The organism is Nocardioides sp. Soil774 (assembly GCF_001428125.1).
Lineage (GTDB): Bacteria > Actinomycetota > Actinomycetes > Propionibacteriales > Nocardioidaceae > Nocardioides.
In genome coordinates, this window is the sequence record NZ_LMSM01000005.1 from 324,629 (window position 1) to 342,026 (window position 17,398).

The 17,398-nt window shown below is 71.6% G+C and carries 21 protein-coding genes; 7 read left to right on the forward strand and 14 right to left on the reverse strand.

Annotated elements, in window-relative coordinates; all coding sequences use genetic code 11:
* Window positions 1-90: 90 nt before the first annotated feature.
* On the forward strand, window positions 91-1,692 hold the full coding sequence (locus ASG76_RS04450; RefSeq protein WP_056600586.1) for a sensor histidine kinase: 1,602 nt from the start codon (window positions 91-93) through the stop codon (window positions 1,690-1,692).
* Entirely contained in the window at window positions 1,689-2,384 is a 696-nt protein-coding gene (locus ASG76_RS04455; protein ID WP_056600587.1) for a response regulator, read from the forward strand. Before ASG76_RS04450 ends, ASG76_RS04455 begins: the two co-directional genes overlap by 4 nt.
* A 25-nt stretch (window positions 2,385-2,409) precedes the next feature.
* Here ASG76_RS04455 and ASG76_RS04460 read toward each other — a convergent pair whose 3' ends face one another.
* On the reverse strand, window positions 2,410-3,846 hold the full coding sequence (locus ASG76_RS04460; protein ID WP_056600589.1) for a glycine hydroxymethyltransferase: 1,437 nt from the start codon (window positions 3,844-3,846) through the stop codon (window positions 2,410-2,412).
* Window positions 3,847-4,198: 352 nt separating this feature from the next.
* Here ASG76_RS04460 and ASG76_RS04465 point away from each other — a divergent pair, with 352 nt between their 5' ends.
* The 4 genes from ASG76_RS04465 to ASG76_RS04480 all read left to right on the forward strand — a co-directional run bounded on the left by ASG76_RS04465 (window position 4,199) and on the right by ASG76_RS04480 (window position 7,706).
* Window positions 4,199-5,911 (forward strand): nitrite/sulfite reductase, encoded by a 1,713-nt coding sequence (locus tag ASG76_RS04465; RefSeq protein ID WP_056600591.1) that lies wholly within the window; start codon window positions 4,199-4,201, stop codon window positions 5,909-5,911.
* Window positions 5,911-6,066 (forward strand): Insertion element protein, encoded by a 156-nt coding sequence (locus ASG76_RS04470; protein WP_056600593.1) that lies wholly within the window; start codon window positions 5,911-5,913, stop codon window positions 6,064-6,066. Before ASG76_RS04465 ends, ASG76_RS04470 begins: the two co-directional genes overlap by 1 nt.
* Before the next feature lie 61 nt (window positions 6,067-6,127).
* On the forward strand, window positions 6,128-6,871 hold the full coding sequence (locus ASG76_RS04475; RefSeq protein ID WP_056600595.1) for a phosphoadenylyl-sulfate reductase: 744 nt from the start codon (window positions 6,128-6,130) through the stop codon (window positions 6,869-6,871).
* Between the two features lie 91 nt (window positions 6,872-6,962).
* Window positions 6,963-7,706 carry a sirohydrochlorin chelatase gene (locus ASG76_RS04480; RefSeq protein WP_056600596.1) on the forward strand — a complete coding sequence of 248 codons (744 nt, stop codon included), beginning with the start codon at window positions 6,963-6,965 and terminating at the stop codon, window positions 7,704-7,706.
* Window positions 7,707-7,714: 8 nt separating this feature from the next.
* Here the strand turns inward: ASG76_RS04480 and ASG76_RS04485 are convergent, their stop codons facing one another.
* From ASG76_RS04485 to ASG76_RS19540, 12 genes are all read right to left on the reverse strand, one after another.
* On the reverse strand, window positions 7,715-8,095 hold the full coding sequence (locus ASG76_RS04485; protein ID WP_056600599.1) for a DUF3037 domain-containing protein: 381 nt from the start codon (window positions 8,093-8,095) through the stop codon (window positions 7,715-7,717).
* Entirely contained in the window at window positions 8,092-8,868 is a 777-nt protein-coding gene (locus tag ASG76_RS04490; RefSeq protein WP_056600601.1) for a HipA family kinase, read from the reverse strand. The genes ASG76_RS04485 and ASG76_RS04490 overlap by 4 nt, the downstream gene beginning before the upstream one ends.
* Entirely contained in the window at window positions 8,865-9,716 is an 852-nt protein-coding gene (locus ASG76_RS04495) for a PPK2 family polyphosphate kinase (RefSeq protein WP_056600603.1), read from the reverse strand. The genes ASG76_RS04490 and ASG76_RS04495 overlap by 4 nt, the downstream gene beginning before the upstream one ends.
* A gap of 34 nt (window positions 9,717-9,750) precedes the next feature.
* Window positions 9,751-10,005 (reverse strand): hypothetical protein, encoded by a 255-nt coding sequence (locus tag ASG76_RS04500; RefSeq protein WP_056600605.1) that lies wholly within the window; start codon window positions 10,003-10,005, stop codon window positions 9,751-9,753.
* Window positions 9,999-10,313 carry a hypothetical protein gene (locus tag ASG76_RS04505; RefSeq protein ID WP_056600607.1) on the reverse strand — a complete coding sequence of 105 codons (315 nt, stop codon included), beginning with the start codon at window positions 10,311-10,313 and terminating at the stop codon, window positions 9,999-10,001. Before ASG76_RS04505 ends, ASG76_RS04500 begins: the two co-directional genes overlap by 7 nt.
* 96 nt (window positions 10,314-10,409) lie before the next feature.
* Window positions 10,410-10,898: a phosphoribosyltransferase gene (locus ASG76_RS04510; RefSeq protein WP_056601016.1), complete on the reverse strand. Its 489-nt coding sequence runs from the start codon at window positions 10,896-10,898 to the stop codon at window positions 10,410-10,412.
* Between the two features lie 152 nt (window positions 10,899-11,050).
* Entirely contained in the window at window positions 11,051-11,836 is a 786-nt protein-coding gene (locus ASG76_RS04515; protein WP_235529404.1) for a regulatory protein RecX, read from the reverse strand.
* Between the two features lie 49 nt (window positions 11,837-11,885).
* On the reverse strand, window positions 11,886-12,938 hold the full coding sequence (gene recA, locus ASG76_RS04520; protein ID WP_056600609.1) for a recombinase RecA: 1,053 nt from the start codon (window positions 12,936-12,938) through the stop codon (window positions 11,886-11,888).
* Window positions 12,939-13,132: 194 nt separating this feature from the next.
* Entirely contained in the window at window positions 13,133-14,389 is a 1,257-nt protein-coding gene (locus ASG76_RS04525; protein WP_056600612.1) for an MFS transporter, read from the reverse strand.
* Window positions 14,386-14,580, reverse strand: a complete 195-nt coding sequence (locus ASG76_RS04530; RefSeq protein WP_056600613.1) for a DUF3046 domain-containing protein — start codon at window positions 14,578-14,580, stop codon at window positions 14,386-14,388. The genes ASG76_RS04525 and ASG76_RS04530 overlap by 4 nt, the downstream gene beginning before the upstream one ends.
* Window positions 14,577-15,212, reverse strand: coding sequence for a class I SAM-dependent methyltransferase (locus ASG76_RS04535; RefSeq protein WP_056600615.1), 636 nt, complete (start codon window positions 15,210-15,212; stop codon window positions 14,577-14,579). Before ASG76_RS04535 ends, ASG76_RS04530 begins: the two co-directional genes overlap by 4 nt.
* 30 nt (window positions 15,213-15,242) lie before the next feature.
* Window positions 15,243-15,437 (reverse strand): hypothetical protein, encoded by a 195-nt coding sequence (locus tag ASG76_RS19540; protein ID WP_056600617.1) that lies wholly within the window; start codon window positions 15,435-15,437, stop codon window positions 15,243-15,245.
* On the opposite strand from ASG76_RS19540, the gene ASG76_RS18680 reads away from it, so the two are divergent.
* Window positions 15,436-15,741, forward strand: coding sequence for a GNAT family N-acetyltransferase (locus ASG76_RS18680; protein ID WP_235529422.1), 306 nt, complete (start codon window positions 15,436-15,438; stop codon window positions 15,739-15,741). The genes ASG76_RS19540 and ASG76_RS18680 overlap by 2 nt on opposite strands.
* A 31-nt stretch (window positions 15,742-15,772) precedes the next feature.
* On the opposite strand, the gene ASG76_RS04550 is transcribed toward ASG76_RS18680, so the two are convergent.
* Complete coding sequence (locus ASG76_RS04550; protein ID WP_056600621.1) at window positions 15,773-17,398, reverse strand: AMP-binding protein; 1,626 nt, start codon at window positions 17,396-17,398, stop codon at window positions 15,773-15,775.

Here is a 17,398-nt window from a genome sequence, read left to right on the forward strand (position 1 = left end):
CCATCGTGGGCGCCTGTGTGAGGGCGGTCACCGTTTCGTGCGTTGTGTTCGTCGTCACAAGCCCCTCACTGCGTGCGGCACAATGCCCGCATGGCACGTCGAGGCACGCGCGAGAGCCCCGTCGCCCGCCAGATCCTGCTGCTCCAGGTGGGGGTGGTCGTCGTGCTGGTCGTCACCGCTGTGGCGCTGGCCGCGCTCGACGCGCGCCGCGACACGCGGGACAGCGCCCGCGACCAGGCGACCGCGGTCGCGCGCTCGGTGGCCGACTCCCCGTTCGTACGACGCGAGGTGGGCGCCGCGCACCCGTCACTGCGGCTGCAGCCCTTCGCCGAGGAGGTGCGGCGCGACACCGGCACCGACTTCGTGGTCGTCATGGACACCGATCGCACGCGCTACACCCACCCCGACCCCGCGCAGATCGGGCGGCCGTTCGTCGGCGACCTCGGCGACGCACCCGAGGGACGCGTCTTCACCCAGGTGTACGCCGGCACGCTGGGGCCGTCGGTGCGCGCCGTCGTGCCGGTGGTCTCCGACGGCGACGTGGTCGCGCTGGTCGCGGTCGGCATCACGGTCGACCGCCTCGACCGCCAGCTGGTGGGCGACCTGCCGGGCATCGCGCTCGCGGCCTCGGCGGCGCTGGTGGCGGGCCTGCTCGGCGCCTGGCTGATCTCGAGGCGGCTGCGTCGTCAGACCCACGGCCTCGGGGAGCGCGAGATCACCCGGATGTACGAGTACTACCGCGCCGTCCTCGGGGCGGTGCGTGAGGGCCTGCTGCTGGTCGACGACGAGCAGCGGGTGCAGCTGGTCAACGAGGAGGCGACCCGGCTGCTCGCCCTGCCGGACGACGTGGAGGGCCGGCCGCTGACCGACCTCGACCTGCCTCCCGGGCTCGTGTCCGCGATCGAGCGGCGTACGGCCGTCGCCGACGAGACCTACGTCCTGGGCCAGCAGGTGCTGGTCTTCAGCAGCGCACCGGCCTACTGGCGCCAGGCCGAGGTCGGTGCGGTCGTCACCGTGCGCGACCGCACCGAGCTGCAGGCCGTCACCGGCGAGCTCGACCTGGTGCGCGGGCTCACCGAGTCGTTGCGCGCACAGAACCACGAGGCCGCCAACCGGCTCCACACGATCGTGTCGCTGGTCGAGATGGGGCGTGTCGAGCAGGCCGTCGAGTTCGCCACCTCCGAGCTCGAGCTCGCGCAAGGCTTCGCCGACGAGCTGGTGGCGGCGGTCGACGAGCCCGTCCTGGCTGCGCTGCTCCTCGGCAAGACCGCGCAGGCTGCCGAGCGCGGCATCGACCTCGAGGTCGCGGGCGGGCTCCCTGCAGAGCTGCCGGTCGACGCGCGCGAGCTCATCACGGTCGTGGGCAACCTGGTCGACAACGCCTTCGACGCGGTCGCCGAGACCCGCGCCACCACACCGCAGCGCGTCCGGGTCGACCTGCATGGCGACCCGAACACCCTCACCGTCACGGTCGACGACTCCGGCACCGGCATCGCGCCGGGCGACCGCGCCCACGTGCTCGAGCGCGGGTGGTCGAGCAAGGCCCAGGAAGGCCGCGGCCTCGGCCTGGCGATGGTCGCGCGGGTGGTCGAGCAGCACGGCGGCACCCTCGAGGTGAGCGACTCCCCGCTCGGCGGCGCTCGCTTCGTGGTCGACGTGGGGCGCGTCCGCACACCGGGAGGAGTGACGTGAGCGTCCGCGTGCTCGTGGTGGAGGACGAGGAGATCGCCGCCGAGGCCCATGCGACCTACGTCGGGCGGGTGCCCGGCTTCGAGCTCGCCGGGGTCGCCCGGTCCGCCGGCGAGGCGGTGCGTCTGCTCGCGCGCGACGACACCGTCGACCTGATCCTGCTCGACATGCACCTCCCCGACGGCCACGGGCTGGGCCTGCTGCAGCGCCTGCGCGCCGAGGGGCGCCCGGTCGACGTGATCGCGGTGACCTCGGCACGCGACACCGAGGTCGTACGACGCGCGGTGAGCCAGGGCGTCGTGCTCTACCTCCTCAAGCCGTTCACCTTCGCCGCCTTCCGAGGCAAGCTCGAGCAGTACGCCGAGTTCCGCTCGCGGCTCGAGCGCTCCCCCGCCGACGTCGTGCAGGACGACGTGGACCAGCTCTTCGGGGCGCTGCGCGCACGACCCACCGGTGAGGCGCTGCCCAAGGGCATGAGCCTGGACTCGCTGCGCGCGGTCGTGGTCGCGCTGCGCGAGCGCCCCGAGGGCCTGTCGGCCACGGAGGCGGCTGCCGTGGTGGGCGTCTCGCGGGTCACCGCCCGGCGCTACCTCGAGCACCTCGCCGACGAGGGTCGCGTGGCACGGTCACCTCGCTACGGCGGCGCCGGTCGACCCGAGGTGGGATACGTCTGGACCGGTGCCGACCGGGACTGAGGCACGCGTGCGGCCACGGCACCGCTCAGCTGAGGACGAGCCCGGGGTAGAGCGGGTGCTTGTCGAGCATCTCCGCCGACCGTGAGGTCACCCGGTCAGCGACTCCGTCGCCCAGGACGTACGACGCCTTGCTGGGCCCGCCCGCCTTGGTCGTGCCGGCCCCGGTGTTGCTCAGCACGTCGACGATGAGGTCGGCGACGGTGTCGAACTCGTCGTGGCCGAAGCCGCGCGTGGTGAGGGCGGGGGTGCCGAGCCGGACACCGGAGGTGTACCAGGCGCCGTTGGGGTCGGCCGGGACCGAGTTGCGGTTGGTGACGACCCCGGCGTCGAGCAGCGCCGACTCGGCCTGGCGACCGGTCAGGCCGAAGGACGACACGTCGAGCAGCACGATGTGGTTGTCGGTGCCGCCGGTGACCAGGTTGGCGCCGCGGGTCAGGAAGCCCTCGGCGAGCGACTTGGCGTTGTCGGCGACCTTCTGCGCGTAGTCCTGGAACGCCGGCGTGCGCGCCTCGGCGAAGGCCACGGCCTTGGCGGCCATCACGTGCGACAGCGGGCCGCCGAGCACCATCGGGCAGCCGCGGTCGACGTCGGCGGCGAACTCCTCCTGCGCCAGCACCATGCCGCCTCGCGGGCCGCGCAGCGACTTGTGCGTGGTCGTGGTGGTCAGGTGGGCATAGGGCACCGGGTTCTCCTCACCGGTGAACACCTTGCCGGCGACGAGCCCCGCGAAGTGGGCCATGTCGACCATCAGCACGGCGCCGACCTCGTCGGCGATCTCGCGCATCTTGGCGAAGTTCACCCGGCGCGGGTAGGCGGAGTAGCCGGCGACCAGCACGAGCGGCTTGAACTCGCGGGCCTTCGCAGCGACCGCGTCGTAGTCGAGCAGGCCGGTCTCCGGGTCGGTGCCGTACTGCTGCTGGTGGAACATCTTGCCGCTGATGTTGGGGCGGAATCCGTGCGTCAGGTGGCCGCCGGCGTCGAGCGACATGCCGAGCAGGCGCTGGTTGCCGAACTCGTGGCGCAGCGTCTCCCAGTCGGCCTCGGAGAGCTCGTTGACGTTCTTGGCCTGCATCTTCTCCAGGTAGGGCGACTCCACCTTGTTGGCCAGGATCGACCAGAACGCCACCAGGTTGGCGTCGATGCCCGAGTGCGGCTGGACGTAGGCGTAGGGGGCACCGAACAGCTCGCGCGCGTGCTCGGCGGCGAGCGACTCGACGGTGTCGACGTTCTGGCAGCCGGCGTAGAAGCGGTGCCCGACCGTGCCCTCGGCGTACTTGTCGCTGAACCAGGTGCCCATCGTCATCAGCACCGCCGGCGAGGCGTAGTTCTCCGAGGCGATCAGCTTGAGCGAGCTGCGCTGGTCTGCCAGCTCCTGCCGGGTGGCCTCGGCGATGCGGGGCTCGACCGACGCGATGACCTCGAGGGCCTGGGAGTACGCACTGCTGATCAGGGAGTCCGTCATGAGCACAGCCTAGAGGGGTGGGGTGGCCCCGTGCTCGCTGGGCGACGTGGCACGGACGGTGTGACCTGGGCCGCACCTGGGGCCCTGGTTACCCGTGGACGTCCGACGGTTGTCTCACATCGTGGCGGCACGTCTCACATAACAAGATTTCGCCTTGTGGAACCCCTGTCCAGTACCTGAGACTTCTTGACATGGTCACCGCTTCCACCCACGCACACCTTGTGGTCCGACGTCACGTCGACCTCATGCGCGTGGGCAGCGCGACCTGTTGGCATCGCTGACGCCGCCCCGCATCCCCCACCGCGCTCACCGTCGCGCGCGGCACCCCTCAGCGAACAGGACACCCCTGGTCATGCCCGACCTCCGGTTCACCCCCCAGGCCGCCCAGCACACCGAGATCCCGCGCCCCAAGCGCGCCGAGGGTCAGTGGGCGCTCGGCTACACCGAGCCGCTCAACAAGAACGAGCAGTCCAAGAAGGACGACGACCCGCTCAACGTCCGCGACCGCATCCTCCACACCTACTCGCGTCGCGGCTTCGACTCCATCGACCCCGCCGACCTGCGCGGCCGCTTCCGCTGGATGGGGCTCTACACCCAGCGCGCCCCGGGCTTCGACGGCGGCAAGACCGCCCAGCTCGAGGAGGAGGAGCTCGACGACCGCTTCTTCATGATGCGCGTGCGCACCGACGGCCAGGTCCTTGACGCCGCCGCCCTGAAGGCGCTCGGTGAGGTCTCGACCGCCTACGGCCGCAACACCGCCGACATCACCGACCGCAACAACATCCAGTACCACTGGATCGAGATCGAGAGCGTCCCGGCCATCTGGGAGCGCCTGGAGTCGGTCGGCCTGTCCACGCTCGAGGCCTGCGGCGACGGCCCGCGCCCCTTCCTCGGCTCCCCCGTCGCCGGCATCGCCAAGGACGAGATCATCGACGGCACCAGCGCCCTCGACGAGATCAAGCGCCGCGCGCTCGGCAACCCCGAGTTCTCCAACCTGCCCCGCAAGTTCAAGACCGCGCTGACCGGCCACCCCAGCCACGACGTCGCGCCCGAGATCAACGACGTCGCCTTCGTGGGCACCGTCCACCCCGAGCACGGTCCCGGCTTCGACCTCTGGGTCGGCGGCGGCCTCTCGACCAACCCCATGCTCGCGCACAAGCTCGGCGTCTGGATCCCCCTCGACGAGGTGGCCGACGCCTGGGAGGGCGTGGCCGGCATCTTCCGCGACTACGGCTACCGCCGGCTCCGCTCCAAGGCCCGCCTGAAGTTCCTGCTGGCCGACTGGGGCAAGGAGAAGTTCCGCGAGGTGCTCGAGAAGGAATACCTGCACCGCGCGCTCGTCGACAACCCCTCGCCCGAGGCACCCGTCGCCCAGGGCGACCACATCGGCATCCACGAGCAGAAGGACGGCCGCTTCTACGTCGGTGCCGCCCCGGTCGTGGGTCGCATCGACGGCACCACGCTCAGCGCTCTCGGCGAGCTCGTCGAGCACTACGGCGCCGCGGGTGCGCGCCTCACGGCCTACCAGAAGCTCGTAGTGATCGGCGTCGCCGCCGAGGACACCGCCGCCTTCGCCGACGACCTCGAGAAGATCGGGCTCACCGCGCGACCGAGCAACTGGCGTCGCTCCACGATGGCGTGCACCGGCATCGAGTTCTGCAAGCTCGCGATCGTCGAAACCAAGGAGCGCGCACGCCGCCTGGTGACCGAGCTGGAGAAGCGCTTCCCCGACCTCGACACCGACATCTCGGTCAACGTCAACGGCTGCCCCAACGCGTGCGCCCGCACGCAGGTCGCCGACATCGGCCTGAAGGGCCAGCTGGTGATGGACGCCGACGGCCGTCAGGTCGAGGGCTTCCAGGTGCACCTCGGCGGCGCCCTCGGGCTCAACCCGGCGATGGGTCGCAAGCTGCGCGCCCACAAGGTCACCAGCGCCGGCCTCGGCGACTACGTCACCGCGGTGGTGTCGGCGTACCTCGCCGACCGCACCGCCGGCGAGCGGTTCGCCGCGTGGGTCGCACGTGCCGACGACGTCCTGCTGCGCGGGGAGCCGGTGTCGGCCTGATGAGCGAGCGCGCGCAGCCCTTCCACTGCCCCTACTGCGGGGACGAGAACCTGTTCCCCCGTGAGGGTGCAGGTGCCTGGGAGTGCCGCTCGTGCCTGCGCGCGTTCACCGTGCAGATGACCGGGATGATCCGTCCGGGCGGAGGTGCGGCATGAACACCCCACGGCGTTCTTCTCCTCCGCTGCGCTCCCCCGGACAACGCCGAGGGGACCCCGCATGAGTGCCTCCACGCAGGCGGCCCGCGACTTCAAGGGCACCCACACCGAGGGACGTACGCCGGAGGAGCTGCGCGAGCTGGTCTCCCACGTGGGCGCCGAGCTCGAGCTCGCCCCGGCCGAGGTGATCATCGAGTGGGCGGTGGCCACCTTCGGCGACCGTTTCGCGATCACCTCCTCGATGGGTGACGCCGTCCTCGCCCACCTCGCCTCCCAGGTCGCGCCCGGCATCGACGTGGTCTTCCTCGACACCGGCTACCACTTCGTGGAGACCATCGGCACGCGAGACGCGGTCGAGGCCACCCTGCCGGTCAACCTGCGCACGGTCAGCACCTCGCTGAGCGTGGCCGAGCAGGACGCGCTCCACGGCAAGGACCTCTACAAGACCGACCCGGACCTCTGCTGCGCGCTGCGCAAGGTCAAGCCGCTCAACGACACGCTCGCCGAGTACGACGCCTGGGCGACCGGCCTGCGGCGCGCCGAGACCCACAACCGGGTCATCGCCCCGGTCGTCGGCTGGGACGCGCGCAAGGGCAAGGTCAAGGTCTCGCCGCTGGCGCGCTGGAGCGACGAGCAGGTCGACGCCTACATCGCCGACAACGGCGTCCTGGTGAACCCGCTCGTCCACGACGGCTACCCCAGCATCGGCTGCTGGCCCTGCACGCGTCGCGTCGCCCCCGGCGACGACCCGCGCAGCGGGCGCTGGGCCGGCACCACGAAGACCGAGTGCGGGATCCACGCATGAGGCCACCCCACGAGGTTCTTCTCCTCCGCGACAGCGTCGTCGCACCCGCCCAGCACCACCGCACCACCTCTCACGATCGGAGGCACCCCTGATGGCTGCTCCTGCTCTGGTTGCCCTGGCCCACGGAAGCCGGGACCCGCGTTCGGCCGCGACGATCAAGTCGCTCGTCGCCGAGGTCAAGGCCATGCGTCCCGACCTCCGCATCGAGACCGCGTTCCTCGACCTCGCCAAGCCGTCGTTCGACACGGTCGTCGACCGCCTCGTGAAGGCCGGCTTCGACGAGATCGTGGTGGTGCCCCTCCTCCTCACCGAGGCCTACCACGCCAAGGTCGACGTCCCCGAGGTCATCGCCGCCGCCATGGCGCGACACGAGGGCCTCCGGATCCAGGCCAGCCGCATCCTGGGCATGGAGGCCTCCTTCCTCGAGGTGCTCGACGTCCGTCTGCGCGACGCGCTCAAGGCCGCCCGGGTGCGCGAGCTCGACGCCCTCGTCCTGGCCGCCGCAGGCTCGTCCGACCCGCTCGCCAACCAGTCGGTGGCCCGCATCGCCCGCACCTGGGGCGCGCGTCACAACCTGCCCGTCACGGCTGCCTTCGCCTCCGCCGCGCCGCCCGCCACCGGGGAAGCCGTGCGGGCCTTCCGCGCCGAGGGCAAGCGGCACATCGCCGTCGCGTCGTTCTTCCTCGCCCCCGGCCGGCTGCCCGACCGCGCCGGCGAGCTCGCCCTCGAGGCCGGTGCCATCGCGGTGTCCGACCCCCTGGGCGCGCACCCGGCGGTGGCGCGGGCGGTCCTCGCGCGCTACGCCGTCGGCGCGGTGGAGCTCGTCCCGGTCTGAGCGGAGCGTCAGCCGACCAGCTGCTGGCGCAGGTGCTCGAGCTGGCGGGCCGGGTCGTCGGTGACCCCACCGTGCACCGAGCCGGGCTGGAGCACGGTGCTGCGCGGCGCCTTCAGGAACCCGAAGCGCTGCCCGAGCGACTGCCGGGCCGCCTCGCCCGCCTGCTCGTCGCCGCGGCACACCCGCTCGACGAACGCCAGGGCCTCGCACACCCGGTCGACGTCGATGCCGGGGTCGAGCGCCCGCAGCCGCTCGGCGTCGACGTTCCAGGCGACCTCGAGGAAGTCGGTGGACTGGCAGTGCACCACGACGCCGACGTTGAGGAACTCCTCGCGATCAGGGCGCGGCACGCAGCGCAGAACGACGTACTGGTAGGCGACGCGGCTCATCGCGCCACCTCCGGCAACCACTGCCGGGTGCCGAGCCGGGCGGTGAGGAAGTCGACGTACGCCGCCCGCAACGCCTCGGGCGTCTCCGCACCCGGCACCGCCTCCAGCCACACGTCGGGCACGGCGGCCAGCACGTCGGCGAAGACGTCGCGGTCGAGCTCGGCCGAGATCTCGTCGTCGAGCGCCCGCGCCCGCCAGGCGCACGCCTCGAAGACGTGCCCGGACACGTCCCACGGCTGCGCGGCGAACCTGGCGGGGTCGCCCACGCCCCCGCCCCACGCGTGGTGGAAGTAGAGCGAGGCACCGTGGTCGATGACCCACAGGTCGCCGTGCCACAGCAGCAGGTTGGGGTTGCGCCAGGACCGGTCGACGTTGGCGGTGAACGCATCGAGCCACAACACCCGAGCGCCCTCGTCATCGGCAGCGCTCACCTGGCCGTCGACGCCGAACGAGCCGGGGAGGAAGTCGATGCCGAGGTTGGTCCCGACGCTGGCGACGAGCAGGTCCTGGACCTCCTCGTCGGCCTCGTAGCGCGCCAGCTCGGCATCGAGGTCCAGCACGACCAGGCGGGGCGTGCGCAGGCCCAGGCGGGTGGCGAGTCCGCTGACGACCACCTCGGCCACCAGCACCCTGGCGCCCTGCCCGGCGCCGCGGAACTTGCAGACGTAGGTGCCGAGGTCGTCGCCCTCCACGACCCCGGGCAGGCTGCCGCCCTCGCGGAGCGGGGTGACGTAGCGGGTGACCGCGACGACGGGGAGGCCGGGCTGTGTCACTGGACCGGGGACTCCCCCGCGAGCCGCGCCTTCTCGGCGTCCACGTCGAAGTCGGCCTCCGGCCACTGGAGGTCGAGGCGTCGCAACGTCTCGAGCAGGAGCTGCCCGATGGCGAGGTTGCGGAACCACTTCTTGTCCGACGGCACCACGTGCCAGGGCGCGAGCTGGGTGCTGGTGCGCTCCAGGACGGTCTCGTAGGCCGCCTGGTAGTCAGGCCAGAACGCCCGCTCGTCGAGGTCGCCGGGGTTGTACTTCCAGTGCTTCTCGGGGTTGTCGAGACGCTCCGCAAGCCGCGCGCGCTGCTCCTCGGCGCTGATGTGCAGCATGCACTTGATGATCGAGTAGCCCTCGTCGACGAGGCTGGCCTCGAAGTCGTTGATCGCGCCGTAGCGACGCTCGATCTCCTCGGGCTCGGCGAAGCCGCGCACGCGAGCGATCAGCACGTCCTCGTAGTGCGAGCGGTCGAACACGCCGATGAACCCGGCCGGCGGCAGGCCCTTCTCGATGCGCCACAGGAAGTCGTGCGCACGCTCCTCCTCGGTGGGGGCCTTGAAGCTGGTGATCTTCACGCCCTGCGGGTCGACCAGGCCGATGGTGTGGCGCAGCACGCCACCCTTGCCGCTGGTGTCCATGCCCTGCAGCACGAGGAGGATCCGACGCTCGGAGCCGACCGTGCGTTGCGCCCACAGCCGCTCCTGGAGGTCGGAGAGCTCGTCGCCCATGGCGAAGAGGGTGGCCTTGCCCTCGGCCTTGTCACCGTCGAACCCCGGAGCTGCGTCGGTCTCGATGGTGGTGAGGTCGACGGGTCCGGCAGGCAACCGCAGGTGGGCGGTGATGGCGTCGGTCATGGGCACATCATGGCCCACCCACCTGCGGGACGGGTCAGGCCTTCGCGCTCCCCAGCATGTTCTTGAGCGTGGTCCACACCCCGAGCACCGCGAACCCGAAGAAGAACGCCATGTCCTTGCCGTAGGTCTTGAGGATCTCACCGTCGAACATCGACGTCCGGACGAACTCCGACTTGCCCATCGCGACCTGCCCCTCGGGCACCCCCGCGACGATCTCGTCGTAGGCCTTGGCCGCGTCCCGCCCGACGAGCAGGAAGAACGTCGCGACCACGCCGGCGACGATCAGCACGACCAGGGGGACGACGCCCTTGCGCGGAGGCGCGCCGCGGCGAGCCGGTAGAGGAAGACGGCCCCCGCCGCCATGACGAAGCTGGTGACCGACGCGATGAAGCCGAAGTTCCACACCACGAGGGTGATGACCGCCCCGGCGACGATGGCGCCGACCGCAGCGGCGAGACCGGGCGCCACGCGCTCGTGCGGCGTCGCGACGGGCTCGGCGGGCGCGGTGGCGCCGTGGGAGGTGGCGTCGACGGACTCGGACTGGTGGTGCTGGTGCTGCTCACCGGACTGCTCCGGCGGCGAGGCAGGCTCGCTCATGATGTAACCCCCGTTTCGTCGCGGGTCGGGCGACCCGCTGCGGGGATGCTAGGGGAGCACAGCGCCCCTGTCCTCGACTCGCCTGCTGTGCACGGGTCAGTGCGCGAGGCCGCCGGGCACGACGGGCGGCAGCACGGACCACGGGAAGTCGATCCACCGCTCGGTGCGGCGCCAGGCGTAGTCGGGCTTGATCACCGACTGCGGCTTCTCGTAGATCACCACGGTGCGCGCCTCGGCGACGTGGCCCTCGCAGAACTGGTGCACCAGCTCCAGCGTGCGTCCGGTGTCGGCCACGTCGTCACTGATGAGCACCTTGAGGCCCGACAGGTCGACCGCAGCCGGGGTGGGCGGGAGCACGATCGGGACGTCGAGGCGCTGGTCGACCCCGGTGTAGAACTCCACGTTGATCACCGACAGGTTCTTCACCGCGAGCGCGTAGCCCAGCCCCATGCCGAGCGCCAGCCCGCCGCGCGCGATCGAGAGGATCAGGTCGGGCTCGAACCCGGAGTCGGCCACCTGTTGCGCCAGTTCCCGGGTCGCGGTGCCGAACAGGTCGTAGGTGAGGACCTCGCGCTCGTTGCTCACCACGCCATCCCACCAGAGGTGCCCCACCCGGTGGAAGGACCCGGGTCGACGGCTGGACCACCCGCATCCGTCATACAAAGCCGCACCCATGCGTGACGGTTCGCATGACGGACCCAGCGACCGCCGGGAGCGGACGAGCCACATGCGCGGCTTCACTCGTCGAAGGGCGCCTCGTCGTCGAGCAGATCGTCGTCCCGCCCCGCGAGGGCCTCGCGCACCACCGAGAACGCCAGGCCTGCGGGATAGCCCTTGCGGGCGAGCATCCCCGCCAGCCGACGGGTCGCGACCTGGTGGTCGAGGCCGCTCATCGAGCGCAGTTTCTTGTCGACCAACGCTCGTGCCGCCGAGCGCTGGTCGTCCTCGTCGATCTGCTCGAGGGCGAGCTTGGCGTGCTCGTCGTCGACGCCCTTGCGGCGCAGCTCCTGGGCGAGCGCGCGGGGCGCGAGCCCGCGGCTGCGGTGCCGGCTCTCCACCCACGCCACCGCGAAGGCGCCGTCATCGATGAGGCCGACCTCGGTGAAGCGGTCGAGCAACGTCGAGGCCAGCTCGTCGGGGACGCCCCGCTTGGCCAGCTTGGCCGCCAGCTCCTGACGCGTGCGCGCCTGACCGGTGAGGGTGTCGAGCAGGATCTTGCGCGCCACGGCCTCGGGGTCGGCCTCGACCTCGGCGGCCGCCGCCTCCTCCCGCGCGACGCGCGCAGCCTCGCGCTCCTCCCAGGTGCGCCTCTTCTTCCGCCCCCCGCCGCCGGCCGAGCCCGACGCGCGCGAGCCTCCGGACCGGCCGCCGCGGGCACGCGGCTCAGCAGGCGGGGGCGGGGTCTCCCCCACCCACGCCTGCACGCCGAGGCCGACGTCACCGGCCCACGAGGGGGCCGGCCGGCTCTCGTGGGTCTCGTCGCGCGGACCCGACCTCGCAGGCTCGGTCGAGTGCTTGCTCAACCTGCCCGCGCCCACGCCGTCTCCTCGTCCCTCGGAGCCGCCTGCGCGATCAGAAGTCATTGACCCCGATGGGCTCGTCGCTCAGCTCGTCGGCGGGCTTGTCGACGGCCGGGATGACGCCCAGCTTCTCCAGGATCAGCTTCTCGATCTCGTTGGCGAGGTCGGGGTTGTCCTTGAGGAAGTTGCGCGAGTTCTCCTTGCCCTGACCGAGCTGGTCGCCCTCGTAGGTGTACCAGGCGCCGGCCTTGCGGATGATGCCCGCCTCGACACCGACGTCGATCAGGCCGCCCTCGCGGCTGATGCCCTTGCCGTACATGATGTCGAACTCGGCCTGCTTGAACGGCGGGGCGACCTTGTTCTTGACGACCTTGACGCGGGTGCGGTTGCCGACCATGTCGGTGCCGTCCTTCAGCGTCTCGATGCGGCGCACGTCGAGGCGCACCGAGGAGTAGAACTTCAGCGCCCGGCCACCGGTGGTGGTCTCCGGCGAGCCGAACATCACGCCGATCTTCTCGCGCAGCTGGTTGATGAAGATCGCGGTGGTGCCGGAGTTGTTGAGCGCACCGGTCATCTTGCGCAGCGCCTGGCTCATCAGTCGGGCCTGGAGGCCGACGTGGCTGTCGCCCATCTCGCCCTCGATCTCGGCGCGGGGCACGAGCGCGGCGACGGAGTCGATGACGATCAGCGACAGGGCGCCGGAGCGGATCAGCATGTCGGCGATCTCGAGCGCCTGCTCACCGGAGTCGGGCTGGGACACCAGCAGGGCGTCGGTGTCGACGCCGAGGTTCTTGGCGTAGTCGGGGTCGAGCGCGTGCTCGGCGTCGATGAAGGCGACGATCCCGCCGGCCGCCTGGGCGCTGGCCACCGCATGGAGGGCGACCGTGGTCTTTCCCGACGACTCTGGACCATAGATCTCCACGACGCGCCCACGGGGCAGGCCGCCGAGGCCGAGGGCCACGTCGAGGGCGATCGACCCCGTGGGGATCACCTCGAGCGGGGCACGCGTCTCGTCGCCCAGTCGCATGACCGAGCCCTTGCCGAACTGCTTCTCCACCTGTGCGAGCGCGGCGTCGAGGGCCTTCTCGCGGTCTGCACCAGCCATTGCTGTGTCCCGTTCTCTCGTCGTGTGTGTGAGGTACTTCTGCGACGTTAGGACGAGCCACCGACAGTCCCTGATCAGGACCGTCGAACGCTGTGGACAACCTCGACCTGCGTCGTACCTGTGGACGAACAGTAGCCCGAACACGTGTTCGATGCAGTGTCCGTCGCGGCGTGTCGCGGAACGGGTGCGACCCGTCAGGAATGGCGACGCGTGACGCGGCCGGCGACCACCACCGTGCCGGCCAGCAAGGCGGCGAAGAGCGCCAGGGCGGCGTAGCCGAGGCTGCCGACGATGACGCCCGCGAGCGCACCCCCACCGGCTGCGGTGAGCGCCATCGCCATGTCGGAGGTGCCCTGCACGTCGGTGCGTGCCGCGATGGGCGTGCGGTCCGCGATCACCGTCGAGGCGGCCACCGTCGCGCACGACCAGCCCAGCCCCAGGAGGAAGAGCCCGGCGAAGATCTGCCACGACGAGCCCTCGGGCGAGAGCCCGCACAGCGCGAGCGAGACCAGCAGCACCAGCCCCCCGGTGACCAGCACCTGCGAGCGTCCGAAGCGGTCGGCCGCCCAGCCGACGACGGGCGAGAAGGCGAACATCCCGAGCACGTGGATCGAGATGACGAAGCCGATGACCTCGAGGTGCGCGCCCCCGTGCTCCATGTGCAGCGGGGTCATGATCATGACCGTCACCATGGCCGCGTGGGCGCAGGCCATCGCCACCACGGCAGCGCCGACCGCGGGCACCGCGCGCACCACCTCGACGAAGCGCGTCCACGAGCGGGTGTCACCGGCCGAGGCAGCACCGGCCGTGAGCCCGGCCAGGTCCTGCGCGACCAGCAGCGGGTCGGGGCGCAGCCGCACCCACACCCACGTCGCGGCCAGCACGAGCACGACCGACCCGATGGCGAACCCCCCGGTCAGCTCGGGGATGCCGAGCGACCTCGCCACCGCGGCGCCCACGCCGAGCAGGTTGGGCCCGGCCACGGCGCCGATGGTCGTGGCCCAGACGACCACCGACAGCGCCCGGGCGCGGTGCTCCTCGGTGGCGAGGTCGGTGGCGGCGTAGCGCGAGCCACTGTTGACGGCCGTGGTCGAGCCCAGCAGCACCGCGCCGAGCAGCAGGACGGGCAGCGAGTCGACGACCCCGGCGACCACCGCGAGCAGTGCTCCGGCCGACCCGAGCAGGTAGCCCAGGACCAGGCCCACACGACGACCGCGGCGCCGCATCACCCGCGCGAGGCCGTACGCCGCCGCTGCCGTGCCGAGCACCTGGAAGGTCTGCGCCAGACCGGCCACCGTCTCGCTGCCGGAGATGTCGCGGGCGAGCAGCGACGCGGTCGCCACGCCGATGGTGACCCCGACCGCGCCGACGGCCTGCGAGACCACCAGCGTGCGCACCGTGCGGCGCTGGAGCTGGACGAGGTCGACGTCGGCAGCGACCCGGCTCGTCATCGCTCGCTGTCCGGGAGCTCGAGCTGGCGCCACACCGCGGCCCAGACCTGCTTGGGTGGCACGCCGGCGTCGAGCGCCTCCTGCGTCGTGCGCCCGTCGAGGTCACGCACGACCGTGAGCTCGGCCCAGGTGCGCGAGTAGCTGCGGCCGAGCGCGTGGTCGAGCCGCGCCCAGAACTCGGTGTGCCTCATGCGCCCACCGCGCCACGGGACGCCGACACCTCGAGCCACGACTCCGACCGCTTGCCCGCGAGACCCGACATGACCGTCACCCCGGTCCAGCCGGCGTCCTGCACCACCTCGTGCAGCGCGTCCGCGCGCCAGTAGGTGAAGTGCCGCGGGTGCCGGACCGACCCGTGCGTCGACCACCCCTCGCCGTCGCCCTCCTTGAGCGAGACGCGCAGGAGCCCGCCCGGGCGCGTCACGCCGGCGAGGCGGGCCAGCACCGTCGGCAGGTCGCCGCGCTCGACGTGCAGCAGCGACGCGTTGGCCCAGACCCCGTCGTAGGGCCCCTCGGACGAGGAGAGGTCGTCGACGAGGGGGTCGAGGAGGTCGCACACGTGGCCCTGCTCGCGCAGCAGGGCCACGAAGCCCGGGGTGATGTCCGTACGCCGCACGCGCAGCCCGAGCTCCTCCATCAACCGGGCGTCCCGACCGCCGCCGGAGCCGATCTCCAGCACGCGGGCGCCGGGTCCCAGCTGCCGGGCGAGCGCCTCGACGTCGGCGCGCACCGAGTCGGGCATCGCGGGCGAGGCCTCGGCGTAGGCCACGGCGTCGAGGTCGTAGGCGCGGACGGTCCGCTCCACCTCAGGGGTGTCGCTCATGGCCCCATCCAACCAGCCTGTCCGGGGTGGTCACGTCACACTGTCGTCATGCAGATCCGCGTGGCCACCGCTGACGACCTGCCTGCCGTCGCCGCCATCTATGCGCGTGAGGCACGCGAGGGCCACGCGACCTTCGACCTCGAGGGCCGGCCGATGCAGCTCTGGGAGGACAAGCTCGTCGCCGGCGACCACTTCCTGGTGGCCGAGCACGAGGGGCACCGTCATCGGCTACGCCACCTCGGGCACCTACCGGCCGAAGCCGGCCTACCGCCACACGCGCGAGAGCACCGTCTACGTCGCGCCGGGCCGCCAGGGACTGGGCACCGGACGGGCGTTGTACGACGCCCTCCTCGCGCCCCTGGCCGACGACGGCGTGCACCTCGTCGTGGCCGCCGTCGCCCTGCCCAACCCGGCGAGCCTCGCGCTTCACCACGCCTGCGGCTTCACCGAGGTCGGGACGATGCGCGAGGTGGGACGCAAGACGGACCGCTGGATCGACGTCGCCTGGCTGCAGAAGCTGCTCGCCTGAGCCTGAGCCTGAGCCTGAGCCCGAACCTTAGTCAGGCGAGACCGAGCTCGCGGGTCGACACCTCACGCATCTCGACCTTGCGCACCTTGCCGGTCACCGTCATCGGGAACTCCTCGACCACCATGACGTAGCGCGGGATCTTGTAGTGCGCCAGCCTGCCGCTCGCGAACTCGCGCACGCCCGCGGCGTCGAGGGGCTCGGTGCCCGGGCGCATGCGCAGCCACGCGCAGAGCTCCTCGCCGTACTTCGCGTCGGGCACCCCGACCACCTGCACGTCCTCGATGTCGGGGTGGGTGTAGAGGAACTCCTCGATCTCGCGCGGGTAGATGTTCTCCCCGCCCCGGATCACCATGTCCTTGATGCGCCCGGTGATGCGGACGTAGCCCTCGTCGTCCATCACACCGAGGTCGCCGGTGTGCATCCACCCGTCGACGACGGCCTCGCGTGTCTTCTCCTCGTCCTGCCAGTAGCCGAGCATCACCGAGTAGCCGCGCGTGCAGAACTCGCCCGCCTCGCCACGCGGCACCGTGTCGCCGGTGACCGGGTCGACGATCTTGATCTCGAGGTGCGAGCACACCCGGCCGACGGTGCCGACCTTGCGCTCGAGGCTGTCGTCGCGGCGGGTCTGGGTGGAGACCGGCGAGGTCTCGGTCATGCCGTAGGCGATGGTCATCTCGTCGATGCCGGCGCTGATGAGGTTCTTCATCATCTCCTCCGGGCACGGGGAGCCGGCCATGATGCCGGTGCGCACGCTCGTGAGGTCGTAGGACGCGAGGTCGGGCAGCGCCCACTCGGCGATGAACATCGTCGGCACGCCGTAGAGCGAGGTGCACCGCTCGTCGGAGACCGCGCGCAGGGTGAGGGCGGGGTCGAAGCCCGGGGCCGGGATGACCATGGTCGCGCCGTGGGTGGTGCAGGCGAGGTTGCCCATCACCATCCCGAAGCAGTGGTAGAACGGCACCGGGATGCAGACGCGGTCCTCCTCGGTGTAGCCGCACACCTCCCCGACGAGGTAGCCGTTGTTCAGGATGTTGCGGTGGCTGAGGGTGGCGCCCTTGGGGTAGCCGGTCGTGCCGGAGGTGTACTGGATGTTGATCGGGTCGTCGGGGTGCAGGCCCGTCTGCCGCTGGGCGAGCTCGTACGCGGTGACCCCCTCGCCCTCGGCGACCAGGCCCGCCCAGCTCTCCGCGTCGTCGAGGTAGACCACCCGCTCGAGCGCGTCGTGGTGCGCCGCGGTCTCCTCGACCATCGCGCGGTAGTCGCTGGTGCGGAACGACGTGGCGCTGACCAGGAGCCGCATCCCGCTCTGGTTGACCGCGTAGGAGAACTCGTGGGTGCGGTAGGACGGGTTGACGTTGACCAGGATCGCGCCGACCTTCGCGGTGGCCAGCTGCACCAAGGTCCACTCGGCGCTGTTGGGGCCCCAGATGCCCACGCGGTCGCCCTGCTCGATCCCGACGCCCATCAGCCCACGGGCGACGGCGTCGACGTCGCGGTCGAGCTCGGCCCAGGTCCACCGCCGTCCGCTGGCGCACTCGACGAGCGCCTCGCGGTCGGCGTACGCCGCGACCGTCCGCGCGAGGTTGTCGCCGATCGTCTCCTCCAGCAGCGCCGGGGTGCTCTCACCCTTCGCGTAGGACTCCACCTCGAGTGTCAT